Below are 18,047 nucleotides of genomic sequence, written 5' to 3'. Positions count from 1 at the left end.
CATCGTAAAAAAAGATTTTGGTCGAAATCCGGCCATTGTCTCCATGTTCATTCAAATATTGAAGGAGATCACATGACCGACGACAACATCTATGACCTGATCGTGATCGGGGCTGGAACCGGTGGAAACGGGGTCGCCAGAATGGCGGCGGTGGCCGGCTGGAACGTCGCCATCATTGACAGCCTACCTTATGGTGGCACCTGCGCACTTCGTGGCTGCGATCCCAAGAAAATGCTGATCGGTGTGACCGAAGGTATCGATTGTATCCGTAATATGAAGGATAAAGGGCTTGAGGCGGAAGGCACAATCAACTGGCCCGAGATGATGGCCTTCAAGCGCACTTTTACCGACGTCATGCCTTCGCGCATCGAGGCAAGTTTTGACCAGGTGGGCATCAAGGCGCTACATGGCCGAGCCTGCTTCACCGGCCCAAACACCCTAGAGCTGAACGGCGAAATCCTGCGAGCAAAATATTTTCACATCGCCACCGGCGCCCGTCCGATGACGCTAAATATCCCAGGCGAAGAGCTTCTCACGAGCAGCACAGAATTTCTGGACCTGCCGGAACGCCCAGACCGAGTCGCCTTTGTCGGTGGTGGCTTCATCGCAATGGAATTTTCCCATATTATCAAACGCGCCGGGGCCAGCGAGGTTGCGATTTTGGAAATGGCCAAGAGGCCGCTTGGCTCGTTCGACCCCGATCTAGTGGCCTTACTGGTCGAGGCCACCGTAGATTTGGGCATTGATCTTCGTGTGCAGGCAAAGGTTACCGGCATCGAAAAACACGGCAAGGAGTTCACGGTATCGTTTGAAACACCGTCCGGCCCGGAAATTGTCGCTTGCGATCTGGTCGTTCATGCCACCGGCAGAGTGCCCGATATTGAAAGCCTGAATCTTTCGGCTGCTGGAGTTGAATTCGGCCCACACGGCATCAAAGTCAGCCCTTCGATGCGCACCACCAATTCCGCGATCTTCGCTGCCGGTGATTGCGCGGACAGTGGGCCCAACTTAACCCCGGTTTCGGCCTACGAAGGGCGCATCGCAGCCAAGAACCTTCTGGCCGGGAAAGATGAACGCGTCGTTGCATACCCGCCGATTCCAAGTGTTGTATTTACGCTCCCCCCCGTCGCCAGCATCGGTCTTTCAGAAGCGGCTGCAAAGGAGAAAGGGCTAAAATTCGACACAAACTTCAAAAAGACATCCGACTGGTATTCCTCGATACGGGTCGGCGCGAAGCAAACCGCCTACAAGGTTCTGGTCGAACAAGACACGGGCGCAATCCTTGGCGCCCACCTGATCGGACCGGCGGCCGAGGAACAGATTAATCTCTTTGCTATGGCGATAGGCGCCGGGCTTACCGCAAATCAGATCAAAGGGATCATCTTTGCTTATCCTAGCTACGCGTCAGACATTGGCTCGATGCTTTGAACCAATTTCATTTGGCTGTAGCACCTACTGTTCAATACCGTATTCAGCAAGTCATTTTGTCCCGGATCGAAGAGGCTACCACATGGAAATATATCTTCCCGGGCTGAGTCAGATAATCGCGAAAATACAAGGTCTGATATCGCCTTTTACTTATCAGCATTGCATAGGCAAAAGATAAAACTTATCCCCATTTACTGAGCCCTTCATTATGTGGACGTAGTTTCTTTATAAGGGGTATCCTGACCCAATGTTGAAAATGTCCATCAGTCAAGTGTGCGCAGTGTTCCGCGTCTCGGAATCAATCGTTGGATGGGATCACACCACTTGCAGTCAGTACGTCTCTACACGACCCGAATCAACATCGATCAAAGCACGCCTGCCGTACACCTGAAATCAACTCAGCCGTCTATTCATGGCAGTGTTCGTTGAAAACGGCGCGGTTCGATCACGGTTTGCGTATTCAGGTCTGTCGCGATAACACAAAAAACATGATTGTGTGAAATTGATGACGCCAGATTCCGTTAGGTACATAGGGAGATACTCGATGCACGATCACCGAGGCGGCTCATCCGATGCACTGCCGACCATAAGCAATAATGGTCAGAAAACATTGTCTCTACCCGGACACATGCCGGGTTCAACCACCGCAGTCACAACCCGGCCGCAATCATGAATTCAAATCGCACCGCGTTACCATCTGAGACTGAAAACACCCCTCAAAACGTCGGGGGATGCCCACGTGTCGTGGTCGTTGGTGCCGGCTTTGGCGGTCTTGCGGCCGCACGCGGTCTGCGGTCCACAGGTATAGCCCTGACCGTAATCGACCGCCGCAATTTCCATCTGTTTCAGCCGCTGCTCTATCAGGTGGCGACCGCAGGCCTCAACCCCGCCGATATCGCCTGGCCGGTGCGGAGCATTCTGCGCAATCAACGCAACGCCACGGTCCTGCTAGGTGAGGTCGTCGAAGTCGATGCATCGTCATCTGTGGTGCGGCTACAGGACAACCGCGAGATTCCCTTTGACTGGCTCATCTTGGCCACCGGCGCGACCCATAATTACTTTGGCCACGACGAGTGGGAAAGGATCGCACCGAGCCTGAAGACCGTCGAAGATGCGACGCTGATTCGCAGACGCGTTTTGGAAGCTTTCGAACGCGCTGAAAACCGGCTGACCACCGACCATGATGACGATAAGACCCGGCAACTTATGACTTTCGTCATCATCGGCGGTGGTCCAACCGGCGTGGAATTGGCCGGCGCCATCGCAGAACTCGCCAAAAAGGCCCTAACTGCGGATTTTCGCAATATCGATCCGCGTAGCGCCCGCATCCTCCTCATCGAAGGTAGCCCCTCAGTATTGGGCCAATTTTCACCTTCGCTATCCGCGTTCGCCAGACGATCGTTGGAAAAAATGGGTGTGGAGGTTCAGGTCGACACTCACGTCACCCACTGCACCGAGGACTGCGTGACTTGCGGCGACCTGCACATTCCGGCTGCCAACATTTTCTGGGCAGCTGGCGTCAAAGCATCCCCAGCCGCCCGCTGGCTCAATATCGCCGCCGACCCCTCCGGCCGCGTGAAGGTAAAGGACGATTTCAGTGTGGATGGCCATCCAAACATCTTCGTGATTGGGGATAGCGCCGCCTATGTACAGGACGGCAAGCCAATACCGGGTATCGCGCCCGCCGCCAAGCAGGCTGGCGCCTACGTCGCCACACACATCGCGTCCGACGTTGCAGGCAAGGCTTTGCCAAAGCCCTTTCGCTTCCGAAACTATGGCAGCCTCGCCACCATCGGCCGCAATGCCGCCGTCATGGATCTTGGGCCTCTGCGCCTAAAAGGTCGGCTGGCTTGGTGGCTCTGGGGTATAACGCACATTTTCTTTCTGATCGGCAACCGCAACCGCCTTCTGGTTGCAATGCAATGGTTCTACAACTACTTGACCTTCGGTCGGGGCGCTAGGCTTATAGTCGGCCCTGACCGACCCTCAGCCCGGCACTGACCGATAGCGTGCGGTCTTCATAATCAAGGCACGGGACATTCGGAGTCACCATCCCGCGTGGGACAGCTAGCGCTCCTTGATCTCGCGGCCGATACCGTATTTCAGTTTGCGGACCGGCAGATACCAGAGCATGCCGTCGATCAGCATCAGGACGCCCGCCCCGGCAAGGATGTAATCCGTAAAGCTGTAAGGGCCGGCACCCAGCATCTTATCCATGGCGATGCCCAGCCCGATGAAAGAAACGCCCGTACGGATCAGCGACAACCCGGTCCGGGCGCGCGCATACGACGTCCGGTGGCTGGCGGCGATGGTCCGCTGCGCGGCGAGCATGTTGCGCTCGCGCGCCAGATGGGTGCGCTCCTTGCTGGCCGGAACCGGGCGCAGAATGGAGCAATAGTGCGTGATCGCAGCGGCGAGCTGCGCCAGCGGCGTATCGTCCTCTGGTTTGGGCGGCGCCTCATCCAGATGGTAGCGCCGGGTGAAGCGGATGGTCTCGGCGGTGATGTCCATCAGGGCAGATTGGCAGGAGAGATCCATGCCCGAGCGACGCACCTTGAGGTAGTCGAAGAGGCCGACGGCGGCCAGGACGATGCCGACCACCAGAATGGCGACATGATGCGGTGCCAGCACGTTGGCATTGATGCGCGTCAGTGCATTCGAGAGCGCCACCAGCGCCAGCCCCCAGCGCAGCAGCTTCATCGATGTGCGCGCCCGCGCCTGCCCGGTCCGGTGGCAGGCGAGCTTGGTGCGCCACAGGGCCATGGTGTTGCGCCAGTAGGCAAGGCCAGTGCGCTCGATGCCGATGAGCAGATGCGCCTCGGCATGCAGGTAATCCTGGATATACCAGCGTACATCCTCGTTGAGCGCGACGCGGAATTCGTGATCCGCCGCGGGCACGAGCTGTCTGACCTGCGCGCGCATCGCCTCGCTGGATGGATCGGCGGCGGCGATCACCACGGTCTCGCCCAGCTGCATCACCGGGAACCAACGCCCCGCCCGTAGCACCTTGCCGTCCAGCCCGGCGTACAGCGCCGAAGGCACCGGCAGGCGTTCGTCGTACTGGAAGAAACGGCAACCATAGTGTCGGGACAAGGCGGTCAGCAGCGCGCAGCGCGAGACGCCGCAATCCTTCAACAACACGCGCTCCATATCGAGACCCCGCGCGGTCGCGCTCTGCTGCGCCGCAGCCAGCTGTGCCTGGTCGAGCAGGCCATCCTCCACCAGCGCCACATAAGGATTCGCGTCAGTCGTCATGACGATACTGCTCCCGCTTCCAGGCGCTTTTCGGGATGCTGTAGTCGGCGTCGGCAATTTCGAAACCGCTGTCGCAGAACGACGAGCGCCGCTTGATCCGCTCGGCGGGCAGATACCAATACAGGCCATCGCCAATCAGATACAGGCCGATGACGATCAGCGCGATATACAGCGCCGACCACAGCGCGTCGGTACGCCCGAGATAGTCGAAATAGAGAAACAGGCCCGCGCCCACCGACATCACGCTGAATCCGGTGCGGATAAAGGCCATCCCCGTGCGCGAGCGCGCCAGCACCGTACGCAGGTGCGACATCGCGTTGCGCTTGTCGGCGAGCGTAGTGCGCTCCAACGCCAGCCCCGTGGTGGCCCACACGCCGGGCCGCGCCTCGGGCGCGTTGGCTTCGGCCACGGGATCAAGTCCCGAGGCGACAAGACACCGGGAGGGGGAAATAGTGTCCCACAGGCCCCGACGGCCGCTGACCTTGCCGACCGTATCCAGCGCCGCATTGGCGGCATGCCGGCCCGGCCGGTACCAGTGGAACCCCTCGGCCAGCATCGCCGTGCCGATGACGATCAGCGCCCAGTCGAAGGCCGACCAGGGGCCGGGGTGAAATTTGCGCAGGAAGCCAATGCCAATGCCGGCGAAAGCGACACCCGTGCGCGCAAAGGCGAGCCCGGTCCGCGCCTTTGCCATCATGGTTCTCAGATAGGCCAGCACGGTCCGCTCCTCGGCTAGATTGGTGCGGTCGTTGGCCAGGAAACGTCGCCTCTCTACCGGCGAGAGTGCGTCCCAGTCCTCGCGCAGCGCACCGGCGCTCTCAACGACCCGGCTTCTGCCGAAGCGCATGGCGCCGCCTGGGTCCGACACCTCCAGCGCCGTGTACGCCTCCGGCACGTCGTACGGCGGGTAGGGCTTGATCTCCTGCGTCTCCCGCCGCGCCGGTAGATACCACGTGATGCCGTCGATGACGGCGAGCACACCCAGGATCAGCAGCGGGATCTCGAAAAACAGCAACTCGCCCCCGCCGAACAAGCGCAGGAACACTACCGCGATACTGATGAAGGCAAGCCCCGTGCGCGCCAGTGCAAGACCCGTCCGGCTGCGCGCGTACTGTGTTCGCTGGTCGGCGTAGCGAGTGCGTAGCCCGGCAAGATAGGTGCGCACCTTGGCCAGCGGCGTGCGCCCCGCCGTAGTGGGAAAATCGACATTCAGATCCGCGCTGTTCTCGATCAGCCGGATCAGATCCGCCCGGCTGGCGACGCGCAGTGTCAGCTCGTCGACATCCAGCATCTCCTGAATGTCGCTCAGCAGCGCCAAATTATCGGGATCGCAGACCACCACCTCCGCGCTGTCCTCGCTCCACGAGAGCGGCAGCCAGAGATCCGATCTCAGCGTGTCGACGTCCAACCGCCGGAGGATCGACTGAGACGCCGTCAGTCCCTCGTCGTATTCAACGGTCGGGTAAGCGCACGGCGCCGGTCGACCGCAGAGCCGCTCCCGTTCTGTCAGACCACGCGGGTGTATCGTATTTCTCCATTGGATTCAGGGTGCGACTCGCGCTCAGGCGAGTCCCGGCCGCTCAAGACCGCAACCTAGTTCGACCACGCCCGCATTCACGAGTTCCGTACCCCACCGATGCCACGCATCAACCCACAACAATGGGCCGACTTCGCTGATGTCGGTTTTTATAACCTTCATATTGCCCCGCCTCATGCGACAAAACGAAACCTACAATACGAGACCCGCCCCGTTACCCCACGCGTTGTTTGCGGGCGTTTTTGATACGGTTGTTAGGCGCTGTATCACAAGGACGCTTCATTTTTGAACAGATTCCTGAAAACTTTTTATTTTATTAATATCATCGACCCAACTGAGTTTGCTCGAACAAAACACATTAAATGTTGGCGTAAAGTTGGACGGCTGAGAAAGTGCTCCATAAAACACCAAAAACAGGCCAGGAATGCGATAATTTTTGTTATAAATTTGTGAACCACATTCACTGCAAAAATATTTTTCACCAGAATTCTCGACTTTGTATTTTTTGAGATGATTCTCACCTTCAGCAAATACCAAATCGCTTTCATCTACGCTTGCATAGGTTGAAAATGCACTTCCATTGCGCCTTTTGCAATCATCGCAATGGCAATTCACAGTAAACTTCGGATTATTTTTTATTTCGAAATTAATCAATCCACAGTGACATGAACCTGATATTTTATCATCCATTTGCAAATCCTCTTAATGCACGCCCAACTAAAAGTAGACACCCTAAAAGGGTGCGTTGAATCACACCTGTCAGGCGTCATGCTCGCCTTATCAAGGCTTACACCCCGTTTCTAGTCGTCAAATACACCCTAGGAAAATATGGGGTCTGGTCTCGTATTGTATATTCAACGGTCGGGTAAGCGCACGGCGCCGGTCGACCGCAGAGCCGTTCCCGTTCTGTCAGACCACGCGGGTGTATCGTATTTCTCCATTGGATTCAGGGTGCGACTCGCGCTCAGGCGAGTCCCGGCCGCTCAAGACCGCAACCTAGTTCGACCACGCCCGCATTCACGAGTTCCGTACCCCACCGATGCCACGCATCAACCCACAACAATGGGCCGACTTCGCTGATGTCGGTTTTTATAACCTTCATATTGCCCTGCCTCATGCGACAAAACGAAACCTGAGAAAATCACCATTGAAGCAGCATGCTACAATACGAGACCCGACCCCTTTTCTACGCTCGACCCCTTTTCTACGCTTGTTTGCTTCATGGCAACACTCCTGATCCCTACTCAGAATCTAGTGTGTTGTATCCACCGATTGAATCCGCACAATCACCATGTGACACACGAACAATTTTGCATCAGGAAGTGCCACGGATGGTTCTCTGATGATTACGCCCAACGCCTGAATTCACCGGCCTGCGCGGCTTTTCGCGCAAGTTCGGCGGAATGATGGGTTGGGCCACGCCGTTTCACTTTAGGGCACCTCTAAAAACGCCAAATTGATTTCAGGGGCAAGTGGGGTTTGTAGAAATCCTGATGGCTGACGGTTTTAGTCAATGTTCAGATTCTGCATTCGGATTTCGTTCAGTCCGAATACCTCGAGTGAGGGCTATCCCGCTGCAACGTCTCCTCATCATCCGGTCAGCCATGCCAAACGACGCATGTTGTAGACCAGGTTCATCATCCCGATCTTGACCTCGGCCCGCGCTATGCCGATGGTGCGTATCAATCGATTGGCCTGCTGGGCAAAGATGTGCTCGACCCGAGCCCGTACCTTCGAGCGTTTACGGTTGGCGGCCTGCTCGCGCTCATTCAAGGCGCGCTTGCGGCTGCCCTTGCGATGGATGTGGCTACGGTAGCCGGCCCGCGCTAGCGCCTGCTCGCGGGTCTGGTCACGATAGGCCGAGTCGGCCCAGACATCGCCACTGCTGTTGCGTTCATCCAGGAGCCGCTCAAAGACCTGACTGTCATGCACCTCGGCCGAGGTGACCGCGTAGTGGCGGATCACCTTGTGCTGGTTGTCGACACTCAGGTGATTCTTGTAGCCGTAGTGGCTCTGGCCATGCTTCTGGGTCCAGCGTGCCTGCACATCCTTTTGACGACGCTTGGCTTCGCTCCATTCCTGCGGCGGGTCGCCGGCCTTGATCCTGGCGTTTTTATCCCGGCGGTTGCGCTGGCACGGCACCGGAACCAAGGCCGCATCCACGATTTGCCCCTTGCGCGCCGTAAAGCCCGCTGCATCAATCTGGCTTAGGACCTGGCCAAACAGCTGATCCGTGAGCGCCAATTGCTTGAGCCGTTCACGAAACACCCAGATCGTCTTGGCATCCGGGACTCGGCCCTCCGGGCTCAGACCCAGAAATCGGCAGAAGCTGTAGCGATCCCGAATCTGGAACTCCGTCTGATCGTCCGACAGGTTGTAGAACTGCTGGAGCACCAGCACCTTGAACATCAGTACCGCATCGAAGGGCGGGCGTCCGCCTTTGCGGGGATCTGAGGCCTTGTACACCCGGCGTCTGTCAAGGTAGTTGTCGCGTCTCCCATTTTTTAAGCCGCCTTTTTATCCTGTCGCTGCGGGTTCAAATCTACCGCACCAACAGGTGTCCAATTGCGTATGCCACTTGACCAGCGCGCAGGGTTTCTCGCCTTGGCCGCCTCGTAGAGGGCATGGCGCTTCGCCAGCAGTGCATGATCCTCGCCCCGGTGACGCTGGGCGGGGGTGACGAAGCGAATGCGACTGTGACGATGCTCATGGTTGTACCAGGCGATAAAATCGCGCACCCAGATCCGGGCATTATCAAGGCTCGCAAAGCCACTCTCCGGCCACTGCGGGCAGTATTTCAGCGTCCGGAACAGCGACTCCGAATACGGATTGTCGTTACTAACCCGTGGCCGGCCCCGAGACGGAGTGATCCCCAGATCATAGAGCTTGGCCAGCAGCGTGGACGATTTCATCGGGGCGCCATTGTCGGAGTGCAAGACCAATGGCTGCCGCCAGCATTGCTCCGCCGTAAAGCCTCTCTGAATGAGCGCAGCGGCATGGTCGCCACTCTCCTCGGTATGGACCTCCCAGGCCACCGCCTTGCGGCTGTAAAGGTCCTCAAAGAGGTAGAGATAGTAGTACTGCCCACGCACCGGCGACGGCAAGTACGTGATATCCCAAGACCAGACGGTGTTGGCTGCTGTGGCCGTATGGGTGGTGGGTAGCTTCACCTTGCGGGGCGGGTGCGCACGACCACGTCGTGCCGCCATGCCTTTGGCCTTGAGGATCCGGTAGAAGGTGGATTCCGAGGCTAGATAGACTCCTTCATCGGCCAGTCGCGGCACAATATGGGTCGGCGGCAGGTGTGCGGTGTCTGGGCGGTGGCAGGCCTCCAGCACCTCCTGTACTTCCGCTTCACTCAGCTTGTTGTTGGGTGTCGGTCGCTCGACCGTTGTGCGGGCATCTGTCTTCACCTCTCCCGACTCCTCTGTCCATCGCTGGACGGTGCGTAATGATAAGCCGGCTTCCGCGCAGGCTCGCGACCGGCGGGATCCATCGTCAGCAGCTTCCTGTATCCATGCGACTAACTGTTGCCGCTCCGGGACCGGGGTTAATTCTCCCCGGCGTCGTCTCCCCAGAGGGCGTTCAATTTTTTTCGCAGGATCAATATCGCGGCAGCCTCGGCTAAGGCCTTGTCTTTGCGACACAGTTCCCGCTCCAGTTCACGAATCCGTTTCTGGTCCTCGCGGGCTTGGATACCCTCTGTCTGCCTCTGCTGGGTGGCGGTCTGTTGCCCGACAATACAGGCCTGCCTCCAAGCCTTTACCTGCTCGGGATACAGTCGCTTCTCCCGGCAATACTGGCTCAACTCCACCTCCGACAGCAGGGCCGTCTCCACCACCGCCGCTAACTTGGACTCGGCAGACCAGCCTTCGGCCTTCCTCTTGCTCACCGCACTCATGTCGCCCCTCGCCATTGCCTGCTTGCGCCAATGATAGAGCGTCCCGTCAGAAATGCCTTCCTGCTGGGCCAACTTCGCTACAGGCAGGCTCAAAGGCGGCAACATCTTCCGGAGTACGGCAGCCTTACGTTCTGCTGAATAATGCTTCATATCCACCAACTTTCCGCCCCCGATCTGTGCCTTACTCCATTTCGGACAGACGACAACTACCTTGCCACCGGGGGCACCGGATGCAACACCTCGCGAAGGGCTTCCCATTGAATCGTACGTTCCAGCTTGGGTAGCGGATCTCCCAGCCGTTCGAATAGGTCAAGGCGGTCTTGATGGTCAAAGAAACTAGGCTGCATGGCGCTTACATATCTCGGATTGGAATGCCCAAATTATCGCTGATCAAGAGAGGTTTTTAGAGGTGCCCTTTAGGAGCAGACGAGCCAATAGATTGTTGAAATCACAGTTGAACATGCCCAGAAAACCAGGCCGCCTGCGTATAACAAGTCAAGCCCCATGCTATGGCTAATGAAGCGGGACCACTTCTCAGATATTGCTGCGTCCGGGCTCCATCCTAGAACCGGGCGATCTGGTTTTTTTCGACGAGGTGCGGCACTCGAATCGAGTTCTTCAGTCTTAGCCGGGAGCTTATGCTGCCGACTGAAGAACCCTGACATAAGTTCTTCGCCGTCGAGCTTCCAATAACGACGCTCGATATCGATCCCTCGATGGGCAATGTTAGTAAATAGCGCACGCGATCGAAGTTCAAGTATCCACAAACAGGCGGTGAGCCAGCAAGCCAACAGAGAGACAGCAGCTCGAAAATCCCAACTAATTACTTCCTTGAAAACTGCACCCGCTATGAAACCCATCGCCGCGACATAGAGTCCAACGATCGTAAATCGGCTATTCACTAAAGCGATGTGATAGTCGACGCAGGCGCGATGTTCCGCACGAGCCTCGTCTGGACCATAGGGCTTTGGAGGTGATTGTCTCAACATTCGCCTCATATTGTAGGAGTCTCTGGAGGGGCCCAACATTCGCCATAACCGGCGTGGTTAGGCATCTGCTTTGAGCAGATCGTGCCCGTAAGAATTATCAATGGCACATACCCACTGATTGTCTTTGTCTTTTTTGAAAACATAGGTAGCCTTCCGCTCGGTAGCTGCGAGACTCTTCGCTGAGACAACAGTCGTGGCCAGAACTAATGCAGTATCTCCGGTTTCCAAGAGTGCCATCCCAGCCTGCTTCACATCCAAACTATGCTCGAAGTAAATTGCGATTGCTTCAAACGCTTTTTTAATCTGTTCTTTTCCCACAGCATTCATTCCTGGCTTGATCACAAGGACGGCGTCATCGGAATAGAAATCGAGCAACGTGTCGAAATCTTCTTGGTTTATCGCGGTATCCGCTTTGCTGATGAGAACTTCAATCGGGTGCATCTCCGTTCCTTTGGATGCCTAACGTTCGACATGAGCGACGGACTGCCGATGGAGCAGCCAGCGGTACGCCGTCCGCTCGACTGGGGTGTTAGCGCACATTCTGCGGCAGACGTTCGTAGTAATTGTCATGCTCCGCACTCTCCACGAGAACAAATCCGCTTCTGACGTAGAACTCATTGGATCTGCTCTCCCGCAAAGCACCCACCTTGACCACCTGTTGTTTCGCATCAGCCTCGGCGAAGACCTTGGCAAGTATGAGCGAACCGATGCCTTGCCCTTGATGTACAGGGCGAACGTATAGGTGATCAAGCAGCAAACCTCTACCTTCCGGCCGAACCACGAAGAATCCCACAAGTTGCGCACCGATCACGACAGCTCTGGTGTACGCTGGCACAAAGCTCGAAAGGAACCGCGCCTTTGCCCTGGCTTCATCAAACCTTCCGATGCGCTCCAGGCTCTCACGCATAGCCTCAACCCGAATGCGTGCGAGCTCTTCGCCTTCAGATTCGTCGACGGTACGAAAGGACGGTACAACGCTCATGTGCCCTAGCTCCAGCCACATATGTACCTTGGACAGGTATGCGCCCCCACTCCGAATGGCCATGGGCTCGATGCCGAAGGATTGGAAGCCAACCGAGCGGTAGAGGCCTTCCGCTGGAGCATTGCCCTTCGTGACAGTGAGCGTGACGACCTCCAGCCCTGGTCGAGCCTTGGCATAATCGATGGCAGCCGCCACCAGCATCCGCCCCGCCCCGGTGCCGCGCGCCTCGGGCCTGACATATGTGCCAATCAGGTCCACTCCGCTGAATGTACAATACGAGACCCGACCCCGCTTGCTACTCTGTTATCCGCGTCGATGAGGACAGCTAGTTTTTTTCTCTCTTCCATGGCCCTGCCAAATTCAAATAAATAGCACTAACTAAAAGTAGGCACACCGAAAAGGGTGCGTTGAATCACATCTGGTAGGTGTCTAAATTAAAGTCATGCTCGCCTTATCAAGGCTTACACATCATATCTAGTCGTCAAATACACCCTATAGCGGACAACAAATACACATCGACGCGCAGGCAGGGTCGAGTGGCTGCACGTCCGGAGTCAAATGCCTTCTTTACGCGAAAACGGGGTCGGATATAGCGCATGTTACAAGGTGGGACCCGAACCTATCTCCCTTCGCATGAGACGCTACGATATCGAGCGTCATCGCCCGCCCGCGTCCTGTCATTGACCCCGACATCCATCAGGTTAATGAATAGAGCCGCGGTCGGCCGATAAGTTCCGCCGCTGGACAATAGCAGATCGATACGCAGCTCAGGCTGACGGCGAAACGTCCAGCGGCTCGCCCAACACGCGCATGCCCGCGCCATCGCGCTCGGCGACGACAACCCCGTTGCGAAACACGGCGCGGCGCGGTGGGAGGCGGCGCAGGGCCTCGTCCTCGGTGGGGATATCCCATAGGATGAGGTCGGCGGGGGCACCTTCGGCGATGGCGTGGTCGTTCAGGCCGAAGGCGGCAGCGGGCATGTCGGTGAGCATGCGGAACAGCCAGGGGCGTTCGTCGGCGCCGATGATCTGGGCGTAGTGCATGAGCACAAAGGCGGCTTTGAGCGGGTCGCCGTCACCCATGGGATACCAGGGGTCCATCACGGAGTCGTGGCCGCAGGCGACGTTGAGCCCGGCCTGCAGCATTTCCTTGATGCGCGCGTGGCCGCGTCGCGTGGGATAGCCGTCGAAGCGTCCCTGCAGCACGGAGTTGTCCAGCGGATTGGTGACCACGTGCAGCCCGGCGCGGGCCATGTAGCCGATGAGCTTGCCGGCGTAGGCGCCGTTATAGCCGTGCGAGGCGGTGAGGTGGCTGGCGGTGACGCGGCCGGACAGGCCTTGACGCAGGGTCTGCGCGACCATGACCTCGACGAAGCGCGACTGCTCGTCGTCGGTTTCGTCACAGTGGATGTCCACCCGCCGGCCATGTTCGCGCGCCTGCGCGAGCACCCATTCGACCGAGCGCACGCCGTCTTCGCGGGTGATCTCGTAGTGCGGAATGCCGCCAAGGCAGTCGACGCCGAGGTGGATGGATTCCTGCATCAGCGCTTCGCCGTCGGCATAGGCGTAGATGCCCTCCTGCGGGAAGGCGACGAGTTGCAGGTCGAGGGTGCCGCGCAGGTCCTCGCGCAGGCGGATCAGCGCGCGCAGGGCAACCAGCGAGGGGTCGCAGACGTCGACGTGGGTGCGTACGTGGGTGACGCCGTGCGAGAGCATCCACATCAGCGTCTTGCGCGCGCGGGCATAGACCGATTCTTCGGTGAGCGCGGGCTTGATCTCGGCCCACAGGGCGATGCCTTCCCACAGGGTGCCGCTGCGGTTGGGGCGCGGGCTGCCGGCGGTGAGCGTGGCGTCGAGGTGGCAGTGCAGCTCGACGAAGCTCGGGCTGAGCAGGCCGCCCGCCGCGTCGATCTCGGTGCCGCCGCCCGGCAGGTGCGGGCCGATGGCGACGATGCGTCCGCCGGCGATGGCCACGTCGCAGGGCTCGGGGCCACGAGCGGTGATGCGGGCGTTGCGGATCAGGATGTCGGTCATGACGTCTGGCTCATTCGGCGGGGCGCGTCGGCCCCCGGTTGACGGCCGCCGCCCACACGGGCGGCGGCGATTGCGCCTCCTAGTTTAGGCCGTCCCGCCAGATGCGACGGGACGGCGGACGCTCAGCGTGCATGCGCGCGCAGTTCCATCGGCCGCAGGATTACATAGGAGATCCCCGCGAACACCAGCCCCAGCTCGAAGCCGATGTCCATGCCGTAGGGCGGGTTGAACAGCGCGGCGATGGGACCGACGAAGAGCAGTTGCGCGGCACCGAGATACACGCCGAACAGACCAATCGCCATGGAGATGATCGCTGCCCAGCCGACCGGCAGGTGACGCGCCTCGTTCCAGCCGTCCAGGTTGTAGTGGCCGCGACGCACGATGAAGTGCTCCAGGATGAGGATGATCGACCACGGGCTGAGCCAGTACGCCACCATCAGCAGGAAGTTCTCCAGCGCGGCGTTGAAGTGCGCGGCGGCGGCGATGGCGATGACGATGTAGACCACCGCGCCGATGAAGGTCCAGACCGCGCGGTTGACCTTGTGGAAGACGCGGCCGAGAACCTGCATGGACAGACCGAGGCTGTAGTCGTTGGGGATGTTGTTGGCAATGACCGACAGCGCCAACAGCAGCAACAGCAGTTCGCCGAAACCGCCCAGCGGGTGCAGCGCGGCGGCCAGCAGTGCGCCGCCACCCTCGTTCGCCGCCTTGGCAAAAGCGCCGACCGTGGTCAGCGACAGGCCGAGGGTCTCCAACAGGATGCAGGGGATGGTGACGCCGAAGAAGGTCAGCCAGAAGATTTTCTTCGCGGACGTGTGCTCAGGCTGGTTGACGGTGTAGTCCGCCGCGTAGGAACTCCAGCCGGTGGCAAAACCGTAGATCGCGCCGCCAAAGGAAATCAGCGAAGCCCAGTGGGCCATGTTCCAGACCGGCGTGGGCACGATGCCCATCTTGCCGCCGGCGGTGAAGACGACGATCAGGAAGATGACCGCCATCGGCATCCAGGCGTAGCGCTCGTAGCGGTGCACGTAGCGGTAACCGTATACGCTGACCGCTGTGGTGAGCGCGGCGATCAGCAGGATGGAGGCCCATACCGGCACGGCACCGTGGCTCAGCGCGGTGATGATCTGCGAGCCGACGATGACGTTCACGGCCGACCAGCCTATGCAGGCGGCGACGTTGAACAGTGCCATGATCTTCGCGCCGTGCCAGCCGAAGGAGAAGCGCGCGATGGTCATCTGGCGCAGGCCGAGACGCGGGCCAAGAGTGGAGAAATAGGCCACCGGCAGCACGCCGAGCATGTTGAAGGCGAGGATGACCAGGAAGCTGTCCCAGAAGCCCAGGCCGAAGACCGGGATCGCGAGCGCGCCGAGGGCCACGGTGGAGATGACCATGTTGGCGGACAGCCACAGGGTGAAGTTGTCGAGGATACTGACGTGGGTACGTTCGTGCGGCAGTACCCGCTCGATGCCGCGTGCCTCGATCCCCCCGGGCGGCGTGGCGGCGGTGTTCAGACCGGCACTCTCGGCTGAAGTAGACATGAATGCGCCCTCCTAATTGTATGTTGTTTGTTGTTTGAATCGGGCCGTCGCGGCTCGCTCACTAACGTGCCGGCAATGCGGCGGCGTCAGGCCGGGGCAAATGCAAATATCGAGCCGGCAGCAGCCAACATTGTGGCGACAGGCTTACAGGCAAGATGCGAAGGGTATCAGCGCCCGGCACGCACCCAAAGTGTGCAGACCCGCGTGATTCAGGTGGTTGGGCGAGTGCCCTGGTGGGCGGAGGTGCCATGCACCCTGCGTCATCGCGCCGGCATGCGCTGCGAACCGCGCTCGGCACCGAATGAAAAGCGCCGCCCACCCCGATGGCGGGCGACGCGTCGAGGCAGGGGCTAGTCGCCTGCCACCGCTGCGCCGGGCGGCCAGCCGACCCCACTCGGGACATAGTGATAGGCGCCGTGCAGATCGGGGTTCTGCGGCAGAATGCCGGCATTGGCCAGCTGCCTGGCCATGCGGGTCAGCACGGTGCCGTCGATGCGGCCGAGGTCATAGCCGATCAGTGGACGCATGATTTCATAGATCTTGGCCAAGCCCTTCAGCTCGAAGGGAATGTTCAGGCTCGGCGAAGCTTTCGCCAGCATCTTGCCGGCCTCCTCGGGATGCTGGAAGGCATAACGGTAGCCGCGATAGCGGGCATTGAGCACCTGACGGATGATCTCCGGGTGTTCGCGCAGGGTTTTCTCGGTGGTGAACACGACGTTCTCCGGCCAATCGACGCCCAGATCGCTGTAGGACACCACGTGATACGGCTGTTTGGCATGCTCTGCCGCCACCATCACCTCGTTGTAGGCCATGCCCGAGGCGAACTCGTAGCGGTGGTTGAGCCAGGCGCCGAGCGTGGCCGGATCGCCGGTCTGGTTGACGACCTCAATGTGTTGCGCCCAATCCTTGCCGAAGACGGCCTTGATCGGCGTGTCATAGCCGATCCAGGTGGCGAAGGCGCCGTGGATGTCGTCCTTGGACTTGATCGGCTTCCAGGACAGGATGCGCATCGCCGAATGCTGGAAGTCGGCAGACAGAATCACCAGCGGCAGGCCCTGACTCAACCGCGCGCGGATGACGTTATACGGCAGGTCGACGCCCAGGGCCACGACGCCGTCACGACTGGCGGCCATCACCCGCTGGATCGGCGACAGCCCTGGGCCGCCCGGCACGACGCGCACGTCGAGATCGCCGAAAAAGCCCTTGTCCTTGGCCACCACGTCGCCGATCGACTCGGCGTGGATAAACCAAGATTCGATCACCTGCACCGACGGTTTGTCGGCCGCCTGCGCCCCCAGGGCCGCGAGGCCCAGCAGTAATACCCCTACCCTTGCCCATTTCAGAATCATGCCCTTGTCTCCCTTTTGTGTTTGCCCTTCAAGTCGTACAGCGATGCCGTACATCACGGCGTTGCGGGTCGTACGCCCGCTCAAGTGGCTTCGCGCAGCTGCATCCGGTGCCAGCCCAGCACCCGACGCTCCACCAGCGCCAACAGACCCATCAGCACCCAGCCGAGCACGGTGCACAGCAGGGCACTGAGGAACACCCGCGAGGTGTTGCCCACGTAACGCGAATCCATGATCAGGAAACCCAGGCCCTGATAGGCGCCGAACAGCTCACCCACGATGGCGCCGTTGACCGCTGCCATCGCGCCGCCCTTGAGGCTGGTCATCAACACCGGCAGCGAGGCCGGCAGCTTGAGATACAGCAGCCGCTGCATGAAGCTGGCGCTGTAGGAACTCATCAAGTCTTCGTACAGCGGTGGCGAAGCGCCGAAGGCCTGGTGCGTGTGATAAACCACGGCGAAGAAACAGAACAACGCGGCCGCCATGGTTTGCGCCTCCATCGGCGCTGGAAACCAGATCACGACCAAACCGGCCATGGCCACGAAGGGCACCGAGTTGAGCGTGACCACGAGCCGCTGAATGTAGTCGCGCAGCCAGCGCGGCAGAATCAGCAGCGTCACCGAAACGAGCAGCGCGGCGACGCTGCCGGCAAGGAAGCCGAGTCCGATTTCCGCAGCGGTGATCAGTGTGTAGTGCAGCAGCAGGCCGGGTTGTCGCCCCGCTTGCGTCAGCACCTGCCAGGGATCGGGTAGTAGATAGGTTTGTCCATAGGCGCGCGCGATCACCGCCCACAGGGCGATGCTGATTACCCCGAACACCACCCAGTGCCCGACCGCCACGCTCCCCGCCCTGGCAGCGGCCCTCTGTTCTCCCAGCATGCTCCGCCCGTCCCGATCCGCTGCGCCCCCGCATCCGATGTGCGCGGGTCCGTCCGAAAATCATAGCGGACTCCCCAAAAACGCCGGGCGACGCCCATCGCCCGGCGCAATTCAGGCCGCGTGCGGCGCGGCCAGCTTCATGTTGAGCCAGGCATAC

General features: G+C 59.6%; 15 protein-coding genes. 2 read left to right on the top strand and 13 right to left on the bottom strand.

All coding sequences use genetic code 11. The features are described from left to right. The first annotated feature begins 72 nt into the window (after positions 1–72). Both BI364_RS02070 and BI364_RS02065 read left to right on the top strand, forming a co-directional pair. Complete coding sequence (locus BI364_RS02070) at positions 73–1,428, top strand: dihydrolipoyl dehydrogenase family protein (protein ID WP_070077346.1); 1,356 nt, start codon at positions 73–75, stop codon at positions 1,426–1,428. 669 nt (positions 1,429–2,097) lie between these two features. Beyond that, positions 2,098–3,429: an NAD(P)/FAD-dependent oxidoreductase gene (locus BI364_RS02065; RefSeq protein WP_083251099.1), complete on the top strand. Its 1,332-nt coding sequence runs from the start codon at positions 2,098–2,100 to the stop codon at positions 3,427–3,429. Between the two features lie 66 nt (positions 3,430–3,495). On the opposite strand, the gene BI364_RS02060 is transcribed toward BI364_RS02065, so the two are convergent. From BI364_RS02060 to BI364_RS02010, 13 genes are all read right to left on the bottom strand, one after another. Then, positions 3,496–4,683, bottom strand: a complete 1,188-nt coding sequence (locus BI364_RS02060) for a GspE/PulE/PilB domain-containing protein (protein WP_070077344.1) — start codon at positions 4,681–4,683, stop codon at positions 3,496–3,498. After that, positions 4,673–6,121, bottom strand: a complete 1,449-nt coding sequence (locus BI364_RS02055) for a DUF202 domain-containing protein (RefSeq protein WP_083251098.1) — start codon at positions 6,119–6,121, stop codon at positions 4,673–4,675. The genes BI364_RS02060 and BI364_RS02055 overlap by 11 nt, the downstream gene beginning before the upstream one ends. A gap of 123 nt (positions 6,122–6,244) precedes the next feature. Beyond that, a complete protein-coding gene (locus tag BI364_RS17750; protein ID WP_156782588.1) occupies positions 6,245–6,382 on the bottom strand; it encodes a hypothetical protein in 138 nt (45 codons plus the stop codon). 117 nt (positions 6,383–6,499) lie between these two features. Continuing rightward, positions 6,500–6,910 carry a GFA family protein gene (locus BI364_RS17175; RefSeq protein WP_083251097.1) on the bottom strand — a complete coding sequence of 137 codons (411 nt, stop codon included), beginning with the start codon at positions 6,908–6,910 and terminating at the stop codon, positions 6,500–6,502. A gap of 274 nt (positions 6,911–7,184) precedes the next feature. Beyond that, the gene (locus BI364_RS17745; RefSeq protein WP_156782588.1) at positions 7,185–7,322 is read right to left on the bottom strand and encodes a hypothetical protein; all 138 of its coding nucleotides are present in this window, start codon (positions 7,320–7,322) and stop codon (positions 7,185–7,187) included. Between the two features lie 488 nt (positions 7,323–7,810). Next, on the bottom strand, positions 7,811–8,686 hold the full coding sequence (locus tag BI364_RS02050) for an IS5 family transposase (protein WP_070077342.1): 876 nt from the start codon (positions 8,684–8,686) through the stop codon (positions 7,811–7,813). Positions 8,687–8,724: 38 nt separating this feature from the next. Further along, positions 8,725–10,271 (bottom strand): IS3 family transposase gene (locus BI364_RS17170; protein ID WP_156782587.1). Its coding sequence is split into 2 segments (ribosomal slippage): positions 8,725–9,809 and positions 9,809–10,271, totalling 1,548 coding nucleotides; the frame shifts between segments, so codons are not numbered across the junction. An 896-nt stretch (positions 10,272–11,167) separates the two neighbouring features. Further along, positions 11,168–11,551 (bottom strand): YybH family protein, encoded by a 384-nt coding sequence (locus tag BI364_RS02035; protein WP_070077339.1) that lies wholly within the window; start codon positions 11,549–11,551, stop codon positions 11,168–11,170. Between the two features lie 88 nt (positions 11,552–11,639). After that, positions 11,640–12,350 (bottom strand): GNAT family N-acetyltransferase, encoded by a 711-nt coding sequence (locus BI364_RS17165; RefSeq protein ID WP_083251096.1) that lies wholly within the window; start codon positions 12,348–12,350, stop codon positions 11,640–11,642. Between the two features lie 509 nt (positions 12,351–12,859). Beyond that, on the bottom strand, positions 12,860–14,125 hold the full coding sequence (locus tag BI364_RS02025; protein WP_070077338.1) for a cytosine deaminase: 1,266 nt from the start codon (positions 14,123–14,125) through the stop codon (positions 12,860–12,862). A gap of 122 nt (positions 14,126–14,247) precedes the next feature. Beyond that, positions 14,248–15,666 carry a cytosine permease gene (locus BI364_RS02020; protein WP_070077337.1) on the bottom strand — a complete coding sequence of 473 codons (1,419 nt, stop codon included), beginning with the start codon at positions 15,664–15,666 and terminating at the stop codon, positions 14,248–14,250. A 350-nt stretch (positions 15,667–16,016) separates the two neighbouring features. Next, entirely contained in the window at positions 16,017–17,015 is a 999-nt protein-coding gene (locus tag BI364_RS02015; RefSeq protein ID WP_083251512.1) for an ABC transporter substrate-binding protein, read from the bottom strand. A gap of 80 nt (positions 17,016–17,095) precedes the next feature. Next, the gene (locus tag BI364_RS02010; RefSeq protein ID WP_070077336.1) at positions 17,096–17,890 is read right to left on the bottom strand and encodes an ABC transporter permease; all 795 of its coding nucleotides are present in this window, start codon (positions 17,888–17,890) and stop codon (positions 17,096–17,098) included. Between the last annotated feature and the right edge of the window lie 157 nt (positions 17,891–18,047).

The organism is Acidihalobacter yilgarnensis (assembly GCF_001753245.1).
GTDB classification, from domain to species: domain Bacteria; phylum Pseudomonadota; class Gammaproteobacteria; order DSM-5130; family Acidihalobacteraceae; genus Acidihalobacter; species Acidihalobacter yilgarnensis.
The sequence above is the reverse complement of the archived record's forward strand: the minus strand, read 5'-3'. Positions and strand labels throughout refer to the sequence as shown.